This window comes from Porphyromonas pogonae (assembly GCF_036320655.1).
Classification (GTDB): Bacteria; Bacteroidota; Bacteroidia; order Bacteroidales; family Porphyromonadaceae; genus Porphyromonas; species Porphyromonas pogonae.
Map to the genome: position 1 here is coordinate 2,493,280 of NZ_CP143258.1, position 22,826 is coordinate 2,516,105.

Below are 22,826 nucleotides of genomic sequence, written 5' to 3' on the forward strand. Positions count from 1 at the left end.
GAATGTTGAGGTCTGTGATCTTACAGTTGGGAAAAAGATATTATACCATGCGAAATACAGATCATATTTCGCATGGTACATCAATCTTAATTTACAAATTCATTAAATCTTTGCCAATATCATGGCGGTAGTTTTTGCCTTCGAATACCACTTGAGAGGCTTTGGCATATGACCTCTCAATAGCAGAAGCAATGTCAGATCCGTAACTACTTATAGCTACAACGCGCCCTCCGTTAGTTACAATGGAGTGTCCGTCACGCTTAGTTCCCGCATGGAAAAGGATAGTCTCATCACTATCCAAAGGCATGAGTATCTCAAAGCCTTTTTGATATTCGCCGGGATAGCCCCCAGATACCATGATTACGGTAGCTACGGTGCGTGGATCTATTTCCAGCTGATAATCGGCCAATGAGCCCGAAGCAATACGATAAAGCATATCTGCAAAATCCGATTTTATACGAAGCATTATCGCCTCGGTTTCGGGATCTCCCAAGCGACAATTATATTCTATTACATACGGCTCGCCTGCGACATTCATCAGTCCTATAAAGATGAACCCCTTATAGTCGATGTTTTCTTGAATAAGTCCATGAATCGTGGGCTTTATGATACGCTCTTCCACTTTGGACATGAAATCTTTATCAGCAAACTTTACGGGAGATATGGCCCCCATACCGCCAGTATTGGGCCCCGTGTCACCATCTCCAATACGTTTGTAATCCTTAGCAACCGGTAATATGCGGTAATCTCTACCGTCGCAAGCAACAAAAACAGAGCATTCTATCCCTTGTAGAAACTCCTCTATAACAATACGATTACCGGCATTGCCAAAACGACCTCCCAGCATCTCTTTGAGTTCGCTTTGAGCTTCTTCGAGACTTTGGGCAATAATCACTCCTTTACCTGCCGCCAGACCATCGGCCTTGAGAACGTAAGGCGCCTTGAGCGTTTTCAGATACTCATTGGCTTCATGGATTGTTTCTGATGTGAAAGTGCGGTATGCTGCTGTAGGGATACCATATTTGAGCATAAATGCCTTACTGAAATCTTTACTTCCTTCGAGCTTTGCACCCTGCGCACACGGCCCAGCTATCCGAATGTGACGAAGCTCAGGCTTGAGTGCAAAATAATCGGTAATACCATGCACCAAGGGATCCTCCGGTCCTACGACTAACAGATCTATATTTTCTTTCAAAGCCAAAGATGCGATACCCTCGAAGTTATTGACCTGAATATCCGGGAATATCTTACCTAAACTCTCCATACCGGGATTGCCCGGAGCAATGAAAAGTTCATCGGTCATATTGCTTTGGTTGATGCGCCATGCCATGGCGTGCTCGCGTCCTCCGGAGCCTAATAACAATATTCTCATTTCAAATAGTCATTAAAGTATCTTGTAATTTTTTCATGCAAATGCACTCTGTCTCTCCCCGACACATTATGAGTATGCCCCGGATAAATGAAGTAATCGGGGTATGTGCGAGCATTGACACATGCTTCCAAAAAGAGCAGACTATGCTGAAGAACCACAACATTATCCATATCACCATGTATTAGGAGCAAATGGCCTTTGAGGTCTTTGGCACGCATGGTGAGGTTGGCTGCCTCATAACCCTCAGGGTTTTCCTGAGGCATATCCATATATCTTTCACCATACATGATCTCATAACGGCTCCAATCCATAACGGGGCCTCCTGCTACACCGACTTTAAAAACATCCGAGTGGGTAAGCATGAGATTTGTTGTCATAAAGCCGCCGAAACTCCAGCCATGTACACCCATACGATCTTTATCTACATAAGGTAGGGATTTCAAGAACTCTACTCCTGTCATTTGATCCTGCATCTCTATCTTACCCAATTGCCTATGCACTATTTGCTCAAAAGCAGCTCCTCTGTTGGATGAGCCTCTATTGTCCAGTGTAAATACCACATATCCCTGCTGAGCCATATAGATATCCCATCCACGGGCATCACCATGCCAAGTCTCATGTACAAGTTGGGCATGGGGACCGCCATAAACATATACTACGGTAGGATATTTCTTCTGCGGGTCAAAGTTTACAGGCTTGACAAGTCGGTAATATAAATCCGTCTTACCATCATTTGCTTTGAGCTTGCCCAGGCTGATCTCCGGCATATTATAGCCTTCATCAGGATTGGGAGCGGTGAGCAAATTTATCTTCACCTTAACATCATCTACTGCAATAATATCTGTATTACGAGGAATGGTAGTGGATTGATATATATCTATCACATATTTTGCATCAGCTGATAGCTGTGCCCTATGATATCCCTTGACGGGTGTGAGATCTTTTATCTTCTTACCATGCAAATCCGAGGTATACAAGTGACACTCCAAAGGTGATGCCTGCGTGCTTTCGAAGAATATCTTTTGGCCCTTGGAATCAAACCCCATAAATGCAGTTACTTCCCATGCTCCTTTTGTGATCTGTCGTAGTTTCTTTCCATCCGTATTATAAAGGTATAAATGATTCCATCCGTCTATACGGCTTTCCCAAATAAACTGATCCTTTTTACCCGGAACGAAAACGAGTGGATGAGTGGGCTCAATGTATTTATCATCTTTTTCTGTAAAAAGGACCTTGATACGTGCCCCTGAAGATGCATCATACGCCGTCACATCACATTGGTTTTGTGCTCTGTTTACCTCTGCGATATAAATAGTTTTACCATCAGGACTCCACGATATGTTGGTAAGATATTTTTCTTTGGGCTCACCTGTTTTTATATAAACAGTCTTACCGCTTTCCAGATCATATACTCCCAATGTAACATGATGACTGGGCATCCCTGCCATCGGATAACGCACAGGAGCTTCCGTAGCCTTACGTTGGTTGATATCCACAAGCGGATAAGGAGCCACCATGCTTTGGTCCATGCGATAAAAAGCCAATTTATCGCCGTTGGGACTCCAAAAGGTTCCTTTTTCGATACCAAATTCACGCTGGTGTGCAGCTTCGCCGTATACCACAGCATCAGTACCATCCTTGGATACTGCTATAAGATCTTGTTCGCCCTTAGCTCCTGCTTTGAGAATATACAAGTTGTGATTTTTGACTAATGCAGCAGAGTTATTATGCGGACTATAATCAAATTCCGATGCACCTGAAATGTAAGGATAATAAGCCATAAGCTTTTTAGCGTAGGGATCAATAAGATATTCCCCTTTCTGGCCATACATCAGCATCAAACCTGTGGCTTTGTCTATAACTTGAAAACCCGGCATTTTTTGAGCACGATCATCAGCAGGTAATATCTTATTCAGATCTTCTACTGTAAGGAGCACACCCTCTTTGAGAGTTTTACCGGGAGTTCCCTGAATAATCTTACCATCTTTGAAGTACACATACTGCTTACCGGCCCATTGCAAGGCCAGAACATTCCGCGGATATAGATTTCTGAAATCCTTGCCTCCCGGAATAAGCTCTTCTAAAGTGAAAGACTTTTTGCCTTGCTGAGCAGCACAGGGGTTCAGCATAACTCCACTCATAAGCAAAAACCCTATTAATAATTTCTTACCCATTGATATTAGATATACTATATTATAGTTATTGATCTTTATTATCATCTATATTCTTAAATACTTGTATTTGAGGTGTCCGTCTTTTCCTCGTTCCATCATATTCATTGTCATCTCCCTCTTTTTTAAAGCGGTCGGTAGGCCAATCCTTCTTAAAGCGATCAGTGGGCCATTCTTTTTTGGCCGAATCATTCCCTTTGAAATCAGGTCTTGAAGGCTTACCTCTATCCGAAAAGCGTTTTTCATTATCGCCCCTTGACTTGGCTCCAAAGGGTTTATTCTTATCAAAACGACGTTCTGGTCTTTCTCTTCTCTCACTTTTGGCTCCGAAACGATCTTCTTTTTTGAATCCTCCGCGTCGTCTGTCATCAGATGAAGTACTTTTATCAAACTTACGCTCCCTGCGGAAACTACCACGATCGTCTGATCTTTCAAATCTCCTGGCAGGTCTTTCGTCATTACCCTTGGAGACAAACATCTTATGTGGGTTTTCTTTAAAATCTTTTCTAGATCCGTCAAATAGCTCATAACTTCTAAGCTCACACTCAAGCCCCCCGTTCATCAGAGTAGTTTTGCTCGAAGGCTTGAGACCGATGCTATTGAAATGCTCGGGTTTGTAAGCAAGCACCCAAGCCGAACATCCGGTAAAAATATGCTTCAGTCTTTCTCCTATCATGCCATAAAGGTCTGAAGCGTCTTGCATACGAATACGCTCGCCATAAGGAGGGTTCATTACAACCAAAGCCTTTTGTGCAGGGGCTTCCAAACGTTGCATGGGGGATACTTCGAGAGAGATATCTCTGTCAAGCCCGGCTCGAGAGACATTGGCACGGGCTTTGGATATGGCTTCAGGCAAAATATCCGAACCATAAATATGATGCTCAAATATTTTTTCGTCCGAATCATCCTGATAAATCGACTGGAAAAGCTCCTGGTCAAAATCGGGCCATTTCTCAAAAGCATATCCGGAGCGATAGATCCCCGGAGCTATATTACGTGCAATCAGAGCTGCTTCAATAAGAAATGTTCCTGACCCACACATAGGATCTATAAGGTCTGTTTCGCCTCTCCATCCCGTTTTGAGTATAATACCTGCAGCAAGGACTTCGTTGAGTGGTGCATCCGTCTGGGCAATACGATAACCTCTTTTGTGCAAACTGTCACCGGAACTGTCCAACGAAACTGTAACATCATTGTGAGAGATATGAATATTGAGCATAACATCCGGATTTTTCAATCTCACAGAAGGACGTTTGCCTTCACGCTCACGAAAATAATCAGCAATAGCATCCTTTGTCTTATAGCTTACGTATTGCGAGTGGGTAAAATCTTCGGAATAAATTACCGCATCTATAGCAAATGTTTGATCCGAAGATAGTATTTCAGACCAATCATATTTCACAAGACGTTCGTATATATCATCCGGTGTTTTGGCTTTGAATGTTACGATTGGTTTTAGTATCCGTAAAGCCGTGCGTAATTTGATATTAGCGCTATAGAGCAATGCTTTGTCTCCGGTAAATCCTACCATACGGCGACCTATGACAATATCATTGGCTCCTAACGTCTTTAATTCGTCTGCTAATATCTCTTCGAGGCCAAATAATGTTTTGGCGGTCATTTGAAAGTGCCCTTCTTGCATCTTGCGTGAAATGTCTATGTTCTTTTATTTTATAGAGAAACAACAAACCGCTCGCAGTCTTCTTGTGACAAGCTGACTTGTGAGCGGATTGTATTAATTATGACTTGAAGTCATGTTTTATTGAATTGATTTTACATCTTAGGCTTAAGATTACATACCATTGTCGTTTCTTCATAAGCCTTGAAATATTAATTTAAACCAAGATCAGAGCAAATAGCAATAATCTTTTCGTCAGCCTTTCTCTTAGCTTCTTCAAGAGAAGCTTCATCCTCTACGATTTGCTTAGCTCCTATGTAAAACTTGATCTTGGGTTCTGTACCCGATGGGCGGATAGAAACTTTGGTACCGTCTTCGGTCTTGTACTGGAGTACATTACTGGTTGTAGGCATATCTAATGTGTAAACATCGCCATCTTCGAGCAAACGCCCTTCGAGTTTAGCATAGTCAAGGATTTCCGTTACCTTAGATCCTCCGAGGGTTTGCATAGGATTTTCCCGGAAATTCTTCATCATAGCCTCGATCTCTTCAGCTCCGCTTTTGCCTTTACGCACTACGCTGATACCTTTTTCTTTGTATACACCGTATTCAAGATAGATTTTTTGCAAAAGGTTGAAGATGGAAAGCCCTTTGTCCAATGCCCATGAAGCCATTTCGCAAAACATGGCACAAGCCGATACTGAGCTTTTGTCTCTGATAAAGTCTTCCCACAAATAACCGTAGCTTTCCTCTCCGCCACCGATGTAAACCAATTTACCTTCGTTTTGTCTGATCACATCGGCAATCCATTTGAATCCCGTGTAGCAGTCAAACATTTTCACATTGTTTTTGTCGGCAATAGCTTTGATAAGCTCTGTAGTTACAATAGTTTTTACAACATAATCCTTATCGCTCAGAGTACCCAACTCTTTTCTACGCATGATAGAGTAATAAGTCAGCAGAGTGCAGATTTCATTACCATTGATAAGCATCATGTCTCCTTTATCATTTCTCGCAGCTACTCCTATGCGGTCTCCGTCAGGATCAGAAGCCAATACAAGATCTGCACCCGTATCTTCTGCTTTTTTAATAGCGAGAGCCAAAGCTGCCGGCTCTTCCGGGTTCGGAGATATTACGGTAGGAAACTCACCGCTTACCACGTCCTGCTCCGGCACATTAATAATGTTTTCGAATCCGAAAGCTTTAAGTGTTTGTGGGACAATCCTTACACCCGTACCATGTATAGGAGTATACACGATTTTCATATCCTTGTGGCGGGCTATTGATTCAGGGCTAAGCGAAAGTCCTTTTACTGCCTTGATAAACAGAGTGTCTATCTCTTCACCTATAATTTCGATGAGACGGTCGTTGCCATTGAAGTTTATATCCTGTACCGAACGTATTTTATTGACTTCGACAATGGTATTCTTGTCATGAGGAGCGATCATCTGTGCACCGTCATTCCAGTATGCTTTATAACCGTTATATTCTTTGGGATTGTGCGATGCCGTAATCATCACACCGCTTTGGCATCCTAAATGGCGAATAGCATAAGATATTTCCGGAGTGGGTCTCAAGTCTTCAAAAAGATAAACTTTAATATTATTGGCAGAGAATACCTGAGCTGTAATCTGAGCAAACTCACGGCTATTATTGCGACAATCGTGTCCTACCACTACCGCTATCTGATCCAGAGACTCGAACTGCTGCTTGAGGTAATTGGCCAAACCTTGAGTAGCTGCTCCCACAGTATATTTGTTCATACGATTTGTGCCGGCTCCCATAATCCCCCTAAGCCCTCCGGTACCAAATTCCAGATCTTTATAAAATGATTCGATAAGTTCGGTAGAGTCCGGGTTATCAAGCATTGCCTGCACACTTTTGCGTGTAGTATCGTCATAATCAGCGGATAGCCATCCCTCCGCTTTCGATCTCACTTGCATTAAAAGATCGTTATTTTCCATATCTGTATAGCAATTTAATAATATATTCTTTTCTTGTTATACAAAGATAATCTTTTTGGGTTGAGGGCAAATTATAATACTCTGAATTTCTTGTAAGTCTGTGACTATGTGCCTTCTTTTCCACTTTCCTACCCCAATAATGTCCCCATATTTTGAGACTGTTGCAAAAGTCAACAGTCTCATGGATTTTGGAGGCAAAGCCGACAAAAGACACTTTGACCGGGCAGAGAGGGTAAAGTGCAAGGCGCTAAGAGTGAGTGCACAGGGAGTTTACTTCTGGTAAATGACCAAGCGCGAATCTCGCAAGCAACGAAGCAATTTGCCTGCTATGCAACGGTCTCATTTTGTATCATTGGTTTTACGTGGGTTATTTATCCACTTTACTCTGATCAATCATCCATCTCCAAGGAGAGACAACCAATATGATAAGAATGAAAGTAAAACTTGTCTATCATTGTTTGCAAGGGGGATATGAGTGACCCTTGCAAACAATGTAAAGCATGCTTGCATACGATAAGCTCAATGCTTGAGAATGCATTGGATCTTAAATATTACTTGGTCTTTTCTGCTGCTTTTTTATGATCTTCGAGGAATTGTTTCAATCCGCTATCGGTAAGTGGATGCTTCAGCAATCCTTTGATTGCGGACAATGGACAAGTAGCGACATCAGCACCCACACGCAAACATTCTATAATATGCTGAGTATGCCTGATGGAAGCAGCCAATACTTGCGTTTCATAACCATAAGTGCGATACATATCCACAATATCCCCCACAAGGCTGATCCCATCTGAACAAATATCATCAAGTCTGCCCACAAAAGGAGAAACATAATTGGCTCCTGCTTTAGCCGCCAATAAAGCTTGCCCAAGGCTGAAAACCAAAGTACAATTAGTTAGGATACCATTGTCCGAAAAATATTTTATGGCTTTGATACCATCAGCCGTACAAGGGACTTTCACTACAATTTGAGGATGCAGATTATGAAGAATCATACCTTCCTTAATCATTTCATCATATTCGGTAGCGATAACTTCTGCGCTGATATCTCCTCCACGAACTATATTGCAAATATCAATATAGTGTTGGTTACAACGTTCTGTACCGCTAATTCCTTCTTTGGCCATCAGAGACGGATTGGTAGTAACGCCGTCCAAAACACCTAAGTCATTAGCTTCACGGATCTGGTCAAGATTGGCTGTATCTAAAAAGAATTTCATATTATGGTATTTATTTGTTGACTAATCGCATTAAAGATAATCATTAAATGCTTTGATACGCCTTCTTTTTTTTTAAAATCAGACTTTGGACAACTATTAATACAATACATCTCCCCCAAGAAGTGAACGGTGAAAAATAGTCTGATTTTTTAATTCAACTAAAACTCTTTATTATAAAGATATAACAAAATCAGCTCTGATAAATACAACACAAACCCTTGTAAACGCTTGCAGGTTTAAATTAAAACCTTTATTTTTGCAACGCAATAAAAGATAGCACCACAGCTTTTCTTTTATCGGTCCTATAGCTCAGTTGGTTAGAGCACCTGACTCATAATCAGGGAGTCCTTGGTTCAAGCCCAAGTGGGACCACATTTTAAGATAAATAAAAGTCAGTTAATTGAGCTCTATTACAGAGCAGTTAGCTGACTTTTATTTTTATACCTACTACTGCCATTCAAAATACTTTAACCTTTGTCATATTATTACATTTACGCATTGATAGCTCACAACTTTTAGGGCATATTCAAACCAATATACAACTCACAATCAATCAAGAGAGTCATAGTAATAAAACAATGAAGGCAAGAGACTATATTGATATGTATCATTTGCTTTTTATTTTTGAATGATATAAAAAATTTACTTATGAAAAGCATTACCTTTGAAACAATAAGCTTCCCTTATAATCAACAATAAATTATTGTGTAAATAACCTATGAAAAAATTATTTCTATTGCTCTTGTCTGTAGCATGTGCCTTCAGTGTAAAGGCACAAAACAGCAATCTAAAGTTAGAGCCCGAAAAACCTATTGCCGGCAGTAAAGTACAAATGACTTACACAGGCGACCTCGTCAGTGAAGGCATGACCATAAAAGCCTACGTATTTAATTTGAATCAAAGAACAAAAACTGAAGCAATACCATATACAATCAATGACAAGAATGTTACAGCTTCTTTTTCCATTCCTGATAGTACGACCTTCATCTTATTTGAGTTCAAAAGCAAAGAAAACAAAAAGCCGGAGAATTTGGGCGTAAATATTTTTGATAAAAAGGGATCTCCCGTAAAAGGGACTTATATCAATGACGCTCAAATACAAATGAGATTATTCAAGAACTTCGACAAAGCAGTATCACTCTTTGAAAAAGAATTCAAAACCACCCCTGCGCTCAAAGAGGAGTTTATAGGGGAATACCTTAGAGCCAAATATAGTGCTGACAAATCTTCTCAAAAAGAGGTAGCAGACACTGCCCGAAAGTTTTATGACAAAAAAATAAAAGAAGGCAAAAGTGACGCAGGCATATCTATCCTTATTTCGTACATAAGCCAAGATGACAAAGCAAAACAAGACTCTCTGGAACGCCGTGTGATCAAGAGATTTCCCAAAGGTGAGACAGCTTTATTTAAAGAGACCAGAAGCTTATTTGAAACCAAAGATCCTGATAAGGTTATTGCAATATACAAGCAAATTACTCAAAAATATCCTGAAAGTGAGCTTAATAAAGTATCGAGATTCCTTGATTCTCATATTATGAATGCTTATATAGAGAAGATGGACTTACCCAGCTTTGAAGCCTCTATAGCTAAAATCAAAGATGATTTCGAGAAAGCATCCAATTATAATGAAATGGCTTGGAAGCTATGCGACGAAAACAAGCATCTTGAGAAAGCAAAAGACTATGCACAAAAAGCAACTGAGCTGGCAAATATAACTCAGAAAGAAACCTTATCATCCCAAGAGTTAGTTCGCTACGAACAACGCAAAGGCGGATATATGGATACATACGCAGCCATATTAGAGAAAAGCGGAGACAAGATCAAAGCTCTGGAGACTCAAAAAGAAGCTGTGAAACTGACCGAGGGGCAACAAAAAAGCATCAACGAAAGACTAATACAATTGTTGCTGGAGAATAACAAAGCCTCAGAAGCTCTAAGCCAATCTGAAGCATTTATGCTCGAGCAAAAAAACAATGCCGGTATAGACTCCATGTATAAAGTAGCCTATGTAAAAGTCAAAGGGAGTGATGCAGGGCTCAAGGAGGCTTTCGATAAGCTCAAAACTGCAGAAATAGCAGCATATAAGAAAAGTCTGAAAGAAGAGATGACTGATACACCGGCTCCGGATTTTGCGCTGAAAGATTTGGATGGAAAGGAAGTGAAGCTTTCAGACTTCAAAGGTTACGTGGTGATAATAGATTTTTGGGCTTCCTGGTGCGGCCCCTGCAAAGCGTCTATGCCGGGAATGCAAAAAGCGATGCATCAATTACAGGACAAAAAGGTTAAATTCCTGTTCGTTAACGCTTTTGAGAATGACAACATGGAACAGAGAATTGCCATGATCAAAAAAATGTTGAAAGAACGTAAACTGGAAGACTTCACCGTACTTCTTGACGAAAGCAAAGATGGCAAATTTGCAGTAAGTACAGCTTTCGGCATTCAACCTATACCTGCTAAGGTAATCGTAGACAGAGAAGGCAAGATCAGGTTTAGAGCTATCGGTTATAAGGGAGATGAATCCGAGTTGGTGAACGAACTTGCCATGATGGTATCTATTATAGATGAAAAGTAATGAACGTCTCATACCCATGAGACATAAGAGTCTGTCATAGGCTTCTTATAAAATGAATGGCGAAGCTTTTGCACCTTTGGGGTGTACAGCTTCGCCACTCAATTTCTATACCCTGAGTATATCTATATTATCTTAGCTTTCGAGTATCCGAGTTCGTGCAATACTGCAAGCACACGTTCTTTGCGGTTTCCTTGGATTATGATTTGTTTATCCTTGGCACTCCCTCCCACTCCACATTTTTGCTTTAGAGTTTTACACAGAATGTTGCAATTCTCGTCAGAGCCTACAAATCCTGTGACAAGGCATACTTCTTTTCCATTTCTATTTTTCTTATCCAGCTTTACTTTCAGAGGCTGTTTTTCGGGAGGAAAAGTATTTTCCTCATCCTGTGACTCAGCTGTTTTATATTTAAAATTGGGGTTTGTACTATACATAATACCCAAACGGTCTTTCCAATCGGACATAATCAAATCTCTTTATAGGATTAATATCTAAAAGTGCTTCCTCCCAAAAACTCTCTGATAAGAGATACATTGGGCATAAGCCTGTTGGGGATAAAGCGGAAGTAAGCCAAAAAGCGTAACAAGCGTTGAGCCTCCGCATATTCCGGCACATTACAGGGGACTTCAAGCAACAAAGGCTCTGCATACGGGCGCAAAGCGGCCAATTCGTAAAGCATGGCACTATTGAACATCGCATCAGCATTTTCCTGATACGGAAAAACCCATTTCTCTTCCCCTCTCCTCACACTAGGCCAACGAGCAATAGTATCAATGGCAGAATATCCTCGATATTTGGAGTCGCGCACCATACGACGGATAAGTCTATTATCAGTACTTGGGATTCTATTGTGCGAATCAAGAGCTATGCCTGTAAGTGCACTTACATAAATCTTAAAGGTGGATTCCACGGGGATGTCCGGTAATAAATCAGGATTTAAAGCATGAATACCCTCCATGACAAGCACATCCCCTGTTCCAAGTTTGAGCTTTTTATTCTTGAATATTCTTTTACCCTGTTCGAAATCGAATGAGGGTACGGTGACTTCCTCATTGTTCAATATCTCTTTGACCTGTTGGTTTAGAAATGGAAGATCCAAAGCATGTAGCGACTCAAAATCATACTCACCCAGATCATCTTTGGGAGTAAGCTCTCTATCCACGAAATAATCATCAAGCGAAATTCCATGAGGCCTCAGATAATTTGTGACAAGCTGGATCATAAGCCTTTTGCAAAAAGTAGTTTTGCCCGATGAGGATGGTCCCGAAATAAGAATAATGCGCGCTCCGGACTCTGTGTATCGCCGTGCTATCTCAGCGGCAATACCCGCAATCTGCTTCTCCTGTACAGCCTCAGCTACCTGCACCGCCATATCTATTTCTCGCTTTTCGATGAGTTTATTGAGTGAGCCTACGTATTTGGCTCCAAACATCTTGAGCAGTTTGTTTTGCTCTTCGAATACTTTTCCCATCATGGGTTGCGGTATGGCTTCTTCAATACAGAGAGGATTAGAGCTTTGCGGGAGTTGCATCAAAGCTCCATTGCCCCATGGAATGAAATCAAATACCTTGAGATACCCCGTAGAAGGCACAAGACAACCATAATAGTAGTCGATATATCCGTCCAACTCAACATACTCTGTATAGGGCGCCCCTATCGTTTCCAACAAATTGCATTTGTCTAAAAGATTTTGAGCCTTGAATATTTCTACAGCAATTTCAGTACGCACCATATGTGTAACAAAGGGAGAGTCTTGCTTTATAATCTCGTCCGCTCTGTTTTTGACCAACAAAACATCCTCAGGAGTGACCTCATGCGAATTACGTATTTCACAATAATATCCTCTGGCCAGAGAATGCTCTATATACAGATGACTACCGGGCAAAACATCCTCCACCGCTTTGCTGAGGACAAAGCTAAGAGAGCGCATATAAGTGCGCATACCACTCTCATGAGCCAAACCAATAAATAAAATATCGGCAGGCTCATACATCTTTGCAACTAAACAGGTTGTTTTATTATTGACTTGAGCATTAATAGGTTTGAACCCCAGTTGTGACTCATAATAGGATGCTATTTCTTGCAGACTACTGCCTATAGGAAAATCATCATATCTTTGAAGGTTCTTACAGAATAAGGTGATCATCTCCATATCTTCAACAATTTCAGTTATATTTGTAAAGGTAAAAATAAAAACTCTTTGAGCACAACTCAGAGTAAACAATAAACATTTGCTTTATGGCAGTAGAAATCAAGATTGTATCGGATAAGTCCGACATGAAAAAGTTTGTAAAATTTAATATTGATTTATATAAAAACAATCCTTATCATGTACCCGGCCTCATCGATGATGAACTCATGACTCTGGACAAAGATAAGAATCCGGCATTTGAATTCTGTGAGTCAATCTACTTTCTGGCATACAGAAACGGCCAAATAGTAGGGCGTATAGCAGGTATCATCAATCATAAAGCCAATGAAACATGGAACCAAAACAACGCACGTTTTGGCTTTGTTGATTTTATCAATGACAATGAGGTAGTAGATGCTTTGTTCAGAGCAGTATCGGACTGGGCCAAAGAAAAAGGCAAAGATATGTTGCAAGGACCTATGGGATTTACGGATATGGATCATGAGGGTATGCTTATCGAAGGCTTCGATCAGCTAGGTACACTTGCTACGATATACAACTATGCTTACTACCCCAAACAGCTGGAACGCATAGGGTTTATAAAAGATCAAGACTGGAAAGAGTATAAAATATATGTACCCAATGAAATTCCTGAAAAGCATTTAAGGATTTCTAACCTGGTAAGGGAAAAGTACGGATTGAAAACAAAAAAATTCAAAACCCGTAAAGAGATCATGCCTTATGCCCACAAGATATTCAAGACTCTCAATCAAGCTTACTCTGTGCTATACGGGTTTTCGGAGCTAACGGAGGCGCAGATCGATTATTACGTTAAGATTTACATCCCTATGGTGCGTTTGGATTACGTAACTACTATCATACGAGAGCAAGATGATGAGGTTGTGGGTTTTGCCATTACTCTACCCAACCTAAGCAAAGCACTGAAGAAGGCACGGGGAAGTCTTATGCCCTTTGGCTTTGCCCACCTCCTCAAAGCGATGTATGGTCGTAACAAGGTAGTAGATTTATATCTCATAGGAGTAATCCCTGAGTATCAGAACAAAGGTGTAAATGCACTTCTTTTCGATGACTTGATTCCGATTTACCAAAAGAATGGCATTGTGTATGCTGAGAGCAACCCCGAGCTTGAAACAAATACCGCCGTGCAAATGCAATGGAACTATTTCGAGCGTAAGCACCATAAGACAAGAAGAGCGTATATCAAAAGAATATAAAAGCAAATCTTGCATTATTTCATATTACAATTGAGGGAGTGTCCTGCGGTTTTTATACACGCAACACTCCCTCTGATATGATAAATACAAAGCGATTGCTTTATGCACTTCCATAAGGGCAAATATAAAATACTAAGTGTATAGGTCAATACTATAAACAAAATACCTCAACACCCTATCTCAAAACCGATACAAGGAAAGGCAGACTATAATCTGCGACTCTCGGATGAGTTTATAAACAAAAAAGCAGACACGTGTGCATGTATCAAAAAGGGTATTGCTATTTCTCTAACTAGAAAAATAATAGCTGTCAACTATACGGAGGTAAGAACCCTATTAAGGTATAAAAACATAATGGGATTCAGTAATACGAAAAAAGGTCATCGGCCATGATTGGCAAATGACCTTTTGTGATTTAATCTACAGGATTACTTTGTAAATCTATGCTAATTTCAATACCATCATCAATAAATTTATCCCCAAGGTTCTTAAATACATTTTTAGATCCGTATTTGACATTCCAGTCCACCCTATTGATCGTGAATGGAGCCGCAAAAGCACAGAAAACTTTGTTCTTATCGATAGTCTTATCGCCAATACCTACGGGAAAACTAATATTCTTTGTAACGTCCTTGATAGTCAGATTGCCAGATAGGTCGAGAGTATCAGCCGTCTTGCGGGAAATAGAGGTAATCTCAAAACGTGCTTGGGGATACTGATCAGCATCGAAGAAGTCTTGGCTCAGCAAATGGCCTCTGAGCTTCTCCGCATCTTCACCTTCCAGATCTTCCACTTTAAGGCTTTTCATATCTACTACTGCATAACCACCCACAAGACTATCACCTTGATAATAGGCTTTACCTTCTTTGAGCTTGAGTGTGCCGTGATGGCTACCTCCGGGTTTGAATCCTTTCCAGTGAATAGCAGAATATACTGTATTAATGTTTATCTCGTGAGTGCTCTCTACCTGAGTTACAGCTACAGAGTCGGTTCCTTGCACACCATTTTTCTTATTCTTGCTATTACAACCTGTGATTAGCAATATCAATACCATTATCGATAGCAATCCTATTTTATTCTTCATAATCATTATGTTAGTGTTCTTATGATAAAACACCATTACCCTTGATAGGGTTCAAACAGGCATTGATCAAGAAAAATTAACACTTCTTTTAAATATTGGATTTTCTTCATACATCAATCAGAATAGTTACTCCAGTAAGTTTGCAGAATGCAAGTATGAGCATGTAGCTAAAAGAACTAATAACCACAGAAAGACAGTAATATGAAAAAGATGAGGAAAAGGAAACAAAGCACCCACCTGACTATCCGGTAGAATATTCTTTGGCGACGCATCTTCTTGTTCGCCTTAATCTCATCCTGATATCTTGAAGATTCGAACATCAATATTTCTCTTTATATATCAAAAACGAAGCCTGCTTTATTTTATTTTATATTAATAGATTTGACTGAAGAACACCTTTACCCGGGGGGATCAGTTCAAGAGTTTATCATCGTGCTATACAACAGTCCGATAAACGAGATAATTATTTGCAGCTTCTTATTTTATTATAGATATAAAAATACATCATACACATAAAAAAGGAGTATCTTCCCAATATCTTTTTTTTACACATTCATTCTTTTTTATTACACAATAGCAACTATTTGCTATAATATGATAAAATGAGAGAATAATCTCGCAAAATATTTTGAATCTCTATTGATCTACATGCTAACCAATTGTAAGTATTACAAAAATGACATAAATTGCCCCTATTACGAAATAGGCTGCAAAAGGAAGACTAATTCGTCTAAATAATTAATTCCTTATCTATCGGGAGCTCCAGATGATAATAGGAAAATTTGTAACTTTGGAATCTAAAACGCTAATATGGAACAACAACCAATCTCTTACATTGATAGTGATATAAAGACACTGGAATGGGACGAGCACATTCGCAGGCGACCCGGTATGTACATTGGCAAATTGGGGGATGGCACCCATGCTGATGACGGAATCTATGTACTACTCAAAGAAGTTCTCGACAACTCTGTAGACGAGTATATCATGGGAGCAGGCAAAGTCATTGAAATCACCATACAAGATGGTGAAGTGACTGTGCGAGATCATGGGCGTGGTATACCTCTGGGTAAACTGGTAGATGCTACAAGCAAAATGAATACCGGGGGAAAGATAGATTCCAAAGCGTTCAAAAAATCAGTAGGTCTCAACGGCGTTGGTATCAAAGCAGTAAATGCACTATCTACCCTATTTGAAGTCACAGTATGGCGTGAAGGCCTGATGAAAAAAGTAACCTACTCGCATGCTTCTTTGCTGGATGAAACTCAGCCAATACCAATGGATGTTCCTTCAGGTACGCAAGTAAGATTTCACCCGGATGCTTTGTTGTTCAAAAATTACCAGTATAGAGAGGACTATGTAGTGAATATGATCAAAAACTACACATTCCTCAATACCGGACTTACTATCATATTCAATGGCAAGAAGTTTATATCCAAAAACGGACTTGTGGACTTACTTGAGGAGAATATGACCGGCGAAGCCTTATACCCGATCATTCATTTCAAAGATTCGGATATTGAAGTTGTGATAACTCACACGCAGCAATATGGTGAAGAGTTTTACAGCTTTGTCAATGGACAAAATACCACTCAAGGAGGTACTCATCTTACTGCATTCAGGGAAAATGTAGCACGAGCCATTAAGGAGTTTTATAGTAAAAACTTTGAGTATAGCGATATCCGTAGCGGCATGGCGGCTGCGATAAGTATCAAAGTAGAGGAACCCGTCTTTGAAAGTCAAACCAAAACTAAACTCGGGTCGAAAGATATGGGGCCTAACGGGCCTTCGATTCAGAAGTTTATAGGAGATTTCCTCAAAGAACGCCTCGATAACTACCTGCATATCCATACGGAAACTGCAGAGCAGATGCTACAAAAGATACAAGCCAGCGAAAGAGAGCGCAAGGCCATGAGCGGCGTAACCAAACTCGCAAGAGAAAGAGCAAAAAAAGCTAATCTGCACAACAAAAAATTGCGAGACTGTACCATACATCTCAATGATCCTAAAGCGAAAGAACCTGAACGAACGAGTATCTTTATTACAGAGGGTAATTCGGCCAGTGGATCTATAACAACTAGCCGGGATCCCAATTACCAAGCAGTTTTTAGCCTTCGAGGCAAACCTCTCAATAGCTATGGCCTGACCAAAAAGATTGTTTACGAAAACGAAGAATTCAATCTGCTCCAGGCAGCACTCAATATCGAAGACGGGTTGGAGAACCTCCGTTATAATAGAGTGATCATAGCTACCGATGCTGATGACGACGGTATGCACATACGGTTACTCCTCATCACCTTCTTTCTCCAGTTTTTCCCAGATCTCGTGCGCAAGGGACATGTATTTATTTTGGAAACACCTCTATTCAGAGTGAGTCTGCCCAAAGAGGATAAGAAATCTCACCGTTTTCTCAATGCTACCGCTGCAGTGCCCAAGAACAAGAGAAAACCGGTAAAAAAAGAAGTAGAAGTAACAGATGCACCTACCGAGAGCTCAATATATTGCTACAGCGAGGCAGAAAAGAATGAAGCTCTAGCGCGGTTGGGCAAAAAGGCTCATATCACCCGATTCAAAGGTTTGGGAGAGATATCTGCTGATGAATTTAAGGACTTGATCACCGAAGAAAACATCAGATTGGAACAAATACAGATGAAGAAAGAAGACAATCTGGCTCAACTACTCATGTTCTACATGGGCAAGAATACGCCGGAAAGACAAAACTTCATTATAGATAATCTTGTTGTAGACGAATAGAGATTTTTTCTATCAGAACTAACATTCAAAAGCTCTTGTCCATGGGCATTACTGCCGGGGATAAGAGCTTTTTATTATTGTCGAACCCAGCTTGTGTAGATAAGTAACTAAAGTTTGAAGAGGCAGGTCAAGAGAAATTCACGCCCTCTCAGCGGCATGCTATAGGAAATTCTGTTGGCATTGGAATATGATACTTCCTCATAACTATCACTATTGAATAAGTTGTATACATTTGCATGAAACTGGAGCTGTTTGTTCATTCTATATTTGATCCCGAAATCAAGCATGTGTGTTTGTTTATACTGACGGGCAGCTATCTCCGTTATTGTGTTTTCGTAAGACACTTGCAGATCCCATTGCTTTGACGGAAAGCAATAGATGCTCACGTCGTTGGCAAAACGAGAAAAGACTTCGGAAGATCTGCCACCATTGATATTCCACGCATGTATTCCCATGACGTCATATGTAATCTTAAGCCATTTGATTTTTTTGAAGTTTGATGACAGAGTATACATCAGATTATTGGACTTATTCTTAAAGACCTCTCCTTGCTGAGCAATAAGATAATCCATCAGTGTATAGCTACCCGAGAACTTGAACGACAGACCATGATCTGTAAAGGACTTATCAATAGAGTATGTGCTAATAAATCTGCTACCATAATATACACTATCCTTTGTGCCCACGAGAGTAAAGGAAGGAGCATATTGATAGTTCGGCAAAGACTCCTTTCTATTACGTGTGTAGCTACAAGTCAAGTCCATAAAAAGCATATTGATCAAATTCTGATAATTCAGATTGAATACGCTACCACACAATGTCTCAGTATACAGCTTAGTAGGTAAAGAAACCTCTGTACGGTAATTACGTAATAGGAGGATCGGGCTGTAATACTCATCCAAGGCCTCACGTTTCTCATAAGATGCACCCAAACGCATGGTCCATTCGTCGGTAAGCCTGCTTTTCCAACTGATGTGAGGGGCACAACTCACAAAATCATTCCGGTCTTGCACCTTACGATCCCATTGCAAGCGTAAAGAAGTCCACATCACGGGCAAGCTAAACGAAATATGCCCGGCCGATGAATAACGCCACAGGATATCCGGCAAAATCCCTGAGTGCAAAGATTGTACTTGAGCCTCGCCTCTTTCATTGCTACCGGCATTGAATGACGTGTACCGACTATCCTTGTACCTCAACGCCCCTCCTATACTCAGGCTATACTTATTATCCTCCAGGGGGATTATGGTAGATATCTTGTTGTAAGTATAAAGTTCCTTTTGCTTATAATGGTTTTGTCGCAGTGAAGGATTTTGTGCTGTTTCTCCTTGGGCAAAATCGAGCCACTCCTTTTCATTATTATACTGGATCAATGAGGTTAAGTCATAAGTAAGCTTGCTTGCGGAAAAAGAAGCTTTCAGGTTGTTTTGGAATTTAGAGGGTTTGTACTCCTGATTTTGTGTGATATTTCTGTCATTGTCCTGCATCAGCATACTTTGAGACAGTCGCGAGAAAGATGTTTTGAGTTCATCCAGAACGTAAATCTTGTTGGCATTGAGTTCATACTTCAGCTCTGGCGTGTATACATCATGCTTATTCTTCTTATAACTTTGTTGCCGTATGGTTATCGGCACCGCATCTAAGGTCTCGAAATGATACAAGTTATCTGCATGCCGGCGATCACTATAGGCGGTGATCCCTAACCTCATCTCGGAATTCTTACCCAGATCGACAAGATCATTGAGACTTGCCGAAAAAGATTTGTTCCTCAAATATCTTTGCGGTGAGAGCGGTGAAATAAATAGATTATCAATAGAAAGGAAAGGATAGGGCTCGGCAAGGTAGCTTTCAATATTCATAACATTGATGTGCTCTTTGTTTGTGGAGGAAAGGTCTCGCCCTCTATTGTTCATCTGAGCTGTAAGCATGAGTTGATTGCGGGGCAAGAGTTGCATGAGAAATATGGTATTATCGTAAATAGCAGGACTACCGCCTATACCGCCCTTGGCCTCGCCGAATGGTCGCACCAAGAAACCTTTTTTGAGTTTTACGTTTATTGCGGCATTGTCGCTGTATGTTTTGTCTTTGAGAGCCTTTATCGGCTGGTGATTTTCCAGCACCTGTATCTGAGACACTGCCTCTACCGGCATATTCTGTGATGCTTGGTTGTATCTACTGCCCAAGAGATCTTTGCCCTCGATGTAGAATTTATTGATCGATTTTCCTTGATATGATAGTGTGCCGTCATCCGCCACACTCACACCGGGCAGCTTCTTGAGCATATCTGCCAAATATTGGTCGCTCTGATCCACAAAAGACGAGGCATTGTAGACCAGCGTATCGCTTTTGCGCTTGATAGGCTGGGCTTTTACCACCACCTCTCTCAGATTGAAGTCCTGCTTACTTAGATAGACTGTATGCACAGAGCGCTGCTGTAGCATACGGATCTCCACTCTTTGCTTACGATAGCCCAGTAGTGAGATACTCACATAGGCACTATGCGAATCAGCAGACAGTGATACCTCTCCCTGCTTATTGGCAAGGCTATAGGTCTGTGCTTGGTCAGATGCAGTGAATACTCGGCATACGGCATCGGCAATAGGCTTTTTGGTCTCGCTATCTTTGATGCTGAGGGTATACTTACTTGCTTCTTGTGCACAAAGGGGGTTCTGACCAACGGAAAGTAAGCAAGCCAGTACACAAAACAATAATCTCAATTTCATCGGCAAGGCTATTAACTCCACTATTATTGTAGCTCTATGGGGTTATATGGTTTGGGTGGGACGGAGGCTTGGGTCTCTTTGTCTATGATCACGCCACGAGCAATAAGGGACTTCACCGGATCGGCACAGTAGTTCTTCTCTGCCTTCATGGCATCTTGTCGTGTCACGCTTTTCCATTTTCCATCGGACATATAGATAGGGTCATTGCCCTTTATGACCTCCAGTCCTGCCAGCGTAAAGTCATAGTGGCCATGGGTATCGGTTAGTTTAAAAATAAGTCCAGGCAATCCGCCGAATAAGTAAGGGCCAAATGGTAGCTCTACCTCCTCTGTGTACCATGCCACATAGTCTCTTCCACGAAAAGCAGTCGTAGCCTTTTTACATTTGTACCCGGCTATGATGCTATCGCCAGGCGCCAGTGTCCACTGCTGCGTGGGTGTTTTTTCTGAGTAGGTATAGTCGTTCAGACCGATACTGATATAAACGTTAGTTAAATTTGAAGTTCGATTCAAGAAGACAATGGGGCTAAATCTGTTTCTCAAGGCCTTATCTTGCATGATGGGCATCAACTCTAGCACAGACTTCTTCTCTGTAACACCTACATCATAGATAGAATCGCGTCTGTACTGATTGTAATCCCAGAATTTATTCACCGAGTCTCCCACCTGTAGCATACATAGTCCTGATATCTTGTGATCTGATTGTGCATCAGGTTGCCTCTTCATATCATAATATACACGGTATTTGGCATGATCCAATATTGATACTTTGGCAGGGTCCAATGACATGTTGCCCGCCCCCTGTATTTTGGGTTGCTGAGCATATAAGCACGACACTGACAAGCCTAATAAAGCAATGAAAAGAATGTGTTTGTTCATTTTGCGATATGTTATTTTTCAATGATATTAAAGATACTAAATATGTTAAATATACAAAGAATATTTGCTGCTCCCGAAACTGTCGACATATTTGCCCGAAACTGTCGACATATTTGCCTGAAACTGTCGACATATTCGCCCAAAACTGTCGACATCTTGTAAGGATAATATAAAACAATCACCAAAACATTCATACAATAATATGTTATGAACATTTTGGTGAAACAGAAATTAATACCGACAGATCAATTAATGATTTTAATGGAAAAGGGCTCTATCTCTACGATCTTTTGTTTGTACAAAGCTCCGGCAACCATCTTGAATGTCTTTTTACTCATCCCGGTAAGAGCTTCTATTTGGTCCGGATCACTCTTGTCTCCGATGGGAAGCGTACCACCGTTGCGGTGCAACAGTCGCATCAGCTTGTCACTTCCGCTACTCACTTTGTCGTATCCTACGGGCTTTATCGAAAGATCGAGCTTATCGTCTTCTCGCATTCTCACCACATATGCCGTTAGCTCGGCTCCTATATTCAAAGGCATGGGGCATTCATTACGATAGATGATACCTTTATATTTACTATCGACTATTACCTTGAATCCGACCTCATTCTTTTCATACACGATGGCTTTTACAGCGGCTCCCGGCTTATAATCGGGTATAAGGTTGCCGATGTGCTTGTTTATTTTGGTAGATCCTACGATCTTACGGCTTATGAGATCAATATAAAGGTAAACGACAAACTCATCACCTTCATGGATCAGAGTCTTCTGTTCTTTGAACGGGACAAAGATGTCCTTATGAATCCCCCAGTCCATAAAAGCCCCGGCATCAGTGGTGCCCACGCAAGTCATCAGGGCGGCATCGCCTACTTCGGCGACAGGGTGCAGGGTAGTTCCAATAAGGCGGCCCTCATTGTCATGATAGATAAACACATCCAAAAGGTCACCACTCTCTATGTCATCGGGAAGATATTTCTTAGGTACCAAAATCTCCGCCCCGTTACCCCCGTCAACATATGCCCCAATAGATACGAGGCGCAATACTTCCAGTTGATTCATTTTGCCCAACCGGTAGGCTGTTTTATTATTATCTTCCATCTTT

At 40.9% G+C, this 22,826-nt stretch carries 15 protein-coding genes and 1 tRNA gene; 5 read left to right on the forward strand and 11 right to left on the reverse strand.

Going from position 1 to position 22,826, the window contains the following annotated elements:
- Nucleotides 1-91 precede the first annotated feature (91 nt).
- The 4 genes from purD to VYJ22_RS09975 all read right to left on the reverse strand — a co-directional run bounded on the left by purD (nucleotide 92) and on the right by VYJ22_RS09975 (nucleotide 7,125).
- Nucleotides 92-1,372 carry a phosphoribosylamine--glycine ligase gene (gene purD / locus VYJ22_RS09960; protein ID WP_329903881.1) on the reverse strand — a complete coding sequence of 427 codons (1,281 nt, stop codon included), beginning with the start codon at nucleotides 1,370-1,372 and terminating at the stop codon, nucleotides 92-94.
- The gene (locus VYJ22_RS09965; protein ID WP_329903883.1) at nucleotides 1,369-3,513 is read right to left on the reverse strand and encodes a S9 family peptidase; all 2,145 of its coding nucleotides are present in this window, start codon (nucleotides 3,511-3,513) and stop codon (nucleotides 1,369-1,371) included. The genes purD and VYJ22_RS09965 overlap by 4 nt, the downstream gene beginning before the upstream one ends.
- A 58-nt stretch (nucleotides 3,514-3,571) precedes the next feature.
- A complete protein-coding gene (locus VYJ22_RS09970; RefSeq protein ID WP_329903884.1) occupies nucleotides 3,572-5,164 on the reverse strand; it encodes a THUMP domain-containing class I SAM-dependent RNA methyltransferase in 1,593 nt (530 codons plus the stop codon).
- A 209-nt stretch (nucleotides 5,165-5,373) separates the two neighbouring features.
- Nucleotides 5,374-7,125, reverse strand: a complete 1,752-nt coding sequence (locus tag VYJ22_RS09975) for a phospho-sugar mutase (protein WP_329903885.1) — start codon at nucleotides 7,123-7,125, stop codon at nucleotides 5,374-5,376.
- Nucleotides 7,126-7,408: 283 nt separating this feature from the next.
- On the opposite strand from VYJ22_RS09975, the gene VYJ22_RS09980 reads away from it, so the two are divergent.
- Nucleotides 7,409-7,600 (forward strand): hypothetical protein, encoded by a 192-nt coding sequence (locus VYJ22_RS09980; protein WP_329903886.1) that lies wholly within the window; start codon nucleotides 7,409-7,411, stop codon nucleotides 7,598-7,600.
- A 76-nt stretch (nucleotides 7,601-7,676) separates the two neighbouring features.
- Here VYJ22_RS09980 and fsa read toward each other — a convergent pair whose 3' ends face one another.
- A complete protein-coding gene (gene fsa, locus VYJ22_RS09985) occupies nucleotides 7,677-8,345 on the reverse strand; it encodes a fructose-6-phosphate aldolase (protein WP_329903888.1) in 669 nt (222 codons plus the stop codon).
- Nucleotides 8,346-8,643: 298 nt separating this feature from the next.
- Here fsa and VYJ22_RS09990 point away from each other — a divergent pair.
- Nucleotides 8,644-8,717: transfer RNA gene (locus tag VYJ22_RS09990), tRNA-Ile, on the forward strand.
- A 346-nt stretch (nucleotides 8,718-9,063) separates the two neighbouring features.
- The gene (locus VYJ22_RS09995) at nucleotides 9,064-10,917 is read left to right on the forward strand and encodes a TlpA disulfide reductase family protein (RefSeq protein WP_329903889.1); all 1,854 of its coding nucleotides are present in this window, start codon (nucleotides 9,064-9,066) and stop codon (nucleotides 10,915-10,917) included.
- Between the two features lie 122 nt (nucleotides 10,918-11,039).
- Here the strand turns inward: VYJ22_RS09995 and VYJ22_RS10000 are convergent, their stop codons facing one another.
- Both VYJ22_RS10000 and VYJ22_RS10005 read right to left on the reverse strand, forming a co-directional pair.
- The gene (locus VYJ22_RS10000; protein WP_329903890.1) at nucleotides 11,040-11,381 is read right to left on the reverse strand and encodes a translation initiation factor; all 342 of its coding nucleotides are present in this window, start codon (nucleotides 11,379-11,381) and stop codon (nucleotides 11,040-11,042) included.
- A 20-nt stretch (nucleotides 11,382-11,401) separates the two neighbouring features.
- Nucleotides 11,402-13,069: a nucleoside kinase gene (locus VYJ22_RS10005; protein WP_329903892.1), complete on the reverse strand. Its 1,668-nt coding sequence runs from the start codon at nucleotides 13,067-13,069 to the stop codon at nucleotides 11,402-11,404.
- A gap of 86 nt (nucleotides 13,070-13,155) precedes the next feature.
- Between VYJ22_RS10005 and VYJ22_RS10010 the strand changes: the two genes are divergently transcribed.
- On the forward strand, nucleotides 13,156-14,283 hold the full coding sequence (locus VYJ22_RS10010; RefSeq protein WP_329903894.1) for a GNAT family N-acetyltransferase: 1,128 nt from the start codon (nucleotides 13,156-13,158) through the stop codon (nucleotides 14,281-14,283).
- A gap of 415 nt (nucleotides 14,284-14,698) precedes the next feature.
- Here VYJ22_RS10010 and VYJ22_RS10015 read toward each other — a convergent pair whose 3' ends face one another.
- Nucleotides 14,699-15,367 (reverse strand): YceI family protein, encoded by a 669-nt coding sequence (locus VYJ22_RS10015; protein WP_329903895.1) that lies wholly within the window; start codon nucleotides 15,365-15,367, stop codon nucleotides 14,699-14,701.
- Nucleotides 15,368-16,177: 810 nt separating this feature from the next.
- Here VYJ22_RS10015 and VYJ22_RS10020 point away from each other — a divergent pair.
- Entirely contained in the window at nucleotides 16,178-18,121 is a 1,944-nt protein-coding gene (locus VYJ22_RS10020) for a DNA topoisomerase IV subunit B (RefSeq protein ID WP_329903896.1), read from the forward strand.
- A gap of 107 nt (nucleotides 18,122-18,228) precedes the next feature.
- Here the strand turns inward: VYJ22_RS10020 and VYJ22_RS10025 are convergent, their stop codons facing one another.
- From VYJ22_RS10025 to VYJ22_RS10035, 3 genes are all read right to left on the reverse strand, one after another.
- Nucleotides 18,229-20,844, reverse strand: coding sequence for a hypothetical protein (locus VYJ22_RS10025; RefSeq protein WP_329903897.1), 2,616 nt, complete (start codon nucleotides 20,842-20,844; stop codon nucleotides 18,229-18,231).
- 23 nt (nucleotides 20,845-20,867) lie between these two features.
- Entirely contained in the window at nucleotides 20,868-21,722 is an 855-nt protein-coding gene (locus VYJ22_RS10030) for a GLPGLI family protein (RefSeq protein ID WP_329903899.1), read from the reverse strand.
- 245 nt (nucleotides 21,723-21,967) lie between these two features.
- Nucleotides 21,968-22,822 carry a CvfB family protein gene (locus VYJ22_RS10035; RefSeq protein ID WP_329903900.1) on the reverse strand — a complete coding sequence of 285 codons (855 nt, stop codon included), beginning with the start codon at nucleotides 22,820-22,822 and terminating at the stop codon, nucleotides 21,968-21,970.
- Nucleotides 22,823-22,826: the final 4 nt, after the last annotated feature.

Excerpts from the sequence above, each read along its gene's own strand:
- purD (WP_329903881.1), bottom strand. The coding sequence starts at position 1,372 with ATGAGAATATTGTTATTAGGCTCCGGAGGACGCGAGCACGCCATGGCA.
- VYJ22_RS09965 (WP_329903883.1), bottom strand. The coding sequence starts at position 3,513 with ATGAGTGGAGTTATGCTGAACCCCTGTGCTGCTCAGCAAGGCAAAAAG.
- VYJ22_RS09970 (WP_329903884.1), bottom strand. The coding sequence starts at position 5,164 with ATGACCGCCAAAACATTATTTGGCCTCGAAGAGATATTAGCAGACGAA.
- VYJ22_RS09975 (WP_329903885.1), bottom strand. The coding sequence starts at position 7,125 with ATGGAAAATAACGATCTTTTAATGCAAGTGAGATCGAAAGCGGAGGGA.
- VYJ22_RS09980 (WP_329903886.1), top strand. The coding sequence starts at position 7,409 with ATGACCAAGCGCGAATCTCGCAAGCAACGAAGCAATTTGCCTGCTATG.
- fsa (WP_329903888.1), bottom strand. The coding sequence starts at position 8,345 with ATGAAATTCTTTTTAGATACAGCCAATCTTGACCAGATCCGTGAAGCT.
- VYJ22_RS09995 (WP_329903889.1), top strand. The coding sequence starts at position 9,064 with ATGAAAAAATTATTTCTATTGCTCTTGTCTGTAGCATGTGCCTTCAGT.
- VYJ22_RS10000 (WP_329903890.1), bottom strand. The coding sequence starts at position 11,381 with ATGTCCGATTGGAAAGACCGTTTGGGTATTATGTATAGTACAAACCCC.
- VYJ22_RS10005 (WP_329903892.1), bottom strand. The coding sequence starts at position 13,069 with ATGGAGATGATCACCTTATTCTGTAAGAACCTTCAAAGATATGATGAT.
- VYJ22_RS10010 (WP_329903894.1), top strand. The coding sequence starts at position 13,156 with ATGGCAGTAGAAATCAAGATTGTATCGGATAAGTCCGACATGAAAAAG.
- VYJ22_RS10015 (WP_329903895.1), bottom strand. The coding sequence starts at position 15,367 with ATGAAGAATAAAATAGGATTGCTATCGATAATGGTATTGATATTGCTA.
- VYJ22_RS10020 (WP_329903896.1), top strand. The coding sequence starts at position 16,178 with ATGGAACAACAACCAATCTCTTACATTGATAGTGATATAAAGACACTG.
- VYJ22_RS10025 (WP_329903897.1), bottom strand. The coding sequence starts at position 20,844 with ATGAAATTGAGATTATTGTTTTGTGTACTGGCTTGCTTACTTTCCGTT.
- VYJ22_RS10030 (WP_329903899.1), bottom strand. The coding sequence starts at position 21,722 with ATGAACAAACACATTCTTTTCATTGCTTTATTAGGCTTGTCAGTGTCG.
- VYJ22_RS10035 (WP_329903900.1), bottom strand. The coding sequence starts at position 22,822 with ATGGAAGATAATAATAAAACAGCCTACCGGTTGGGCAAAATGAATCAA.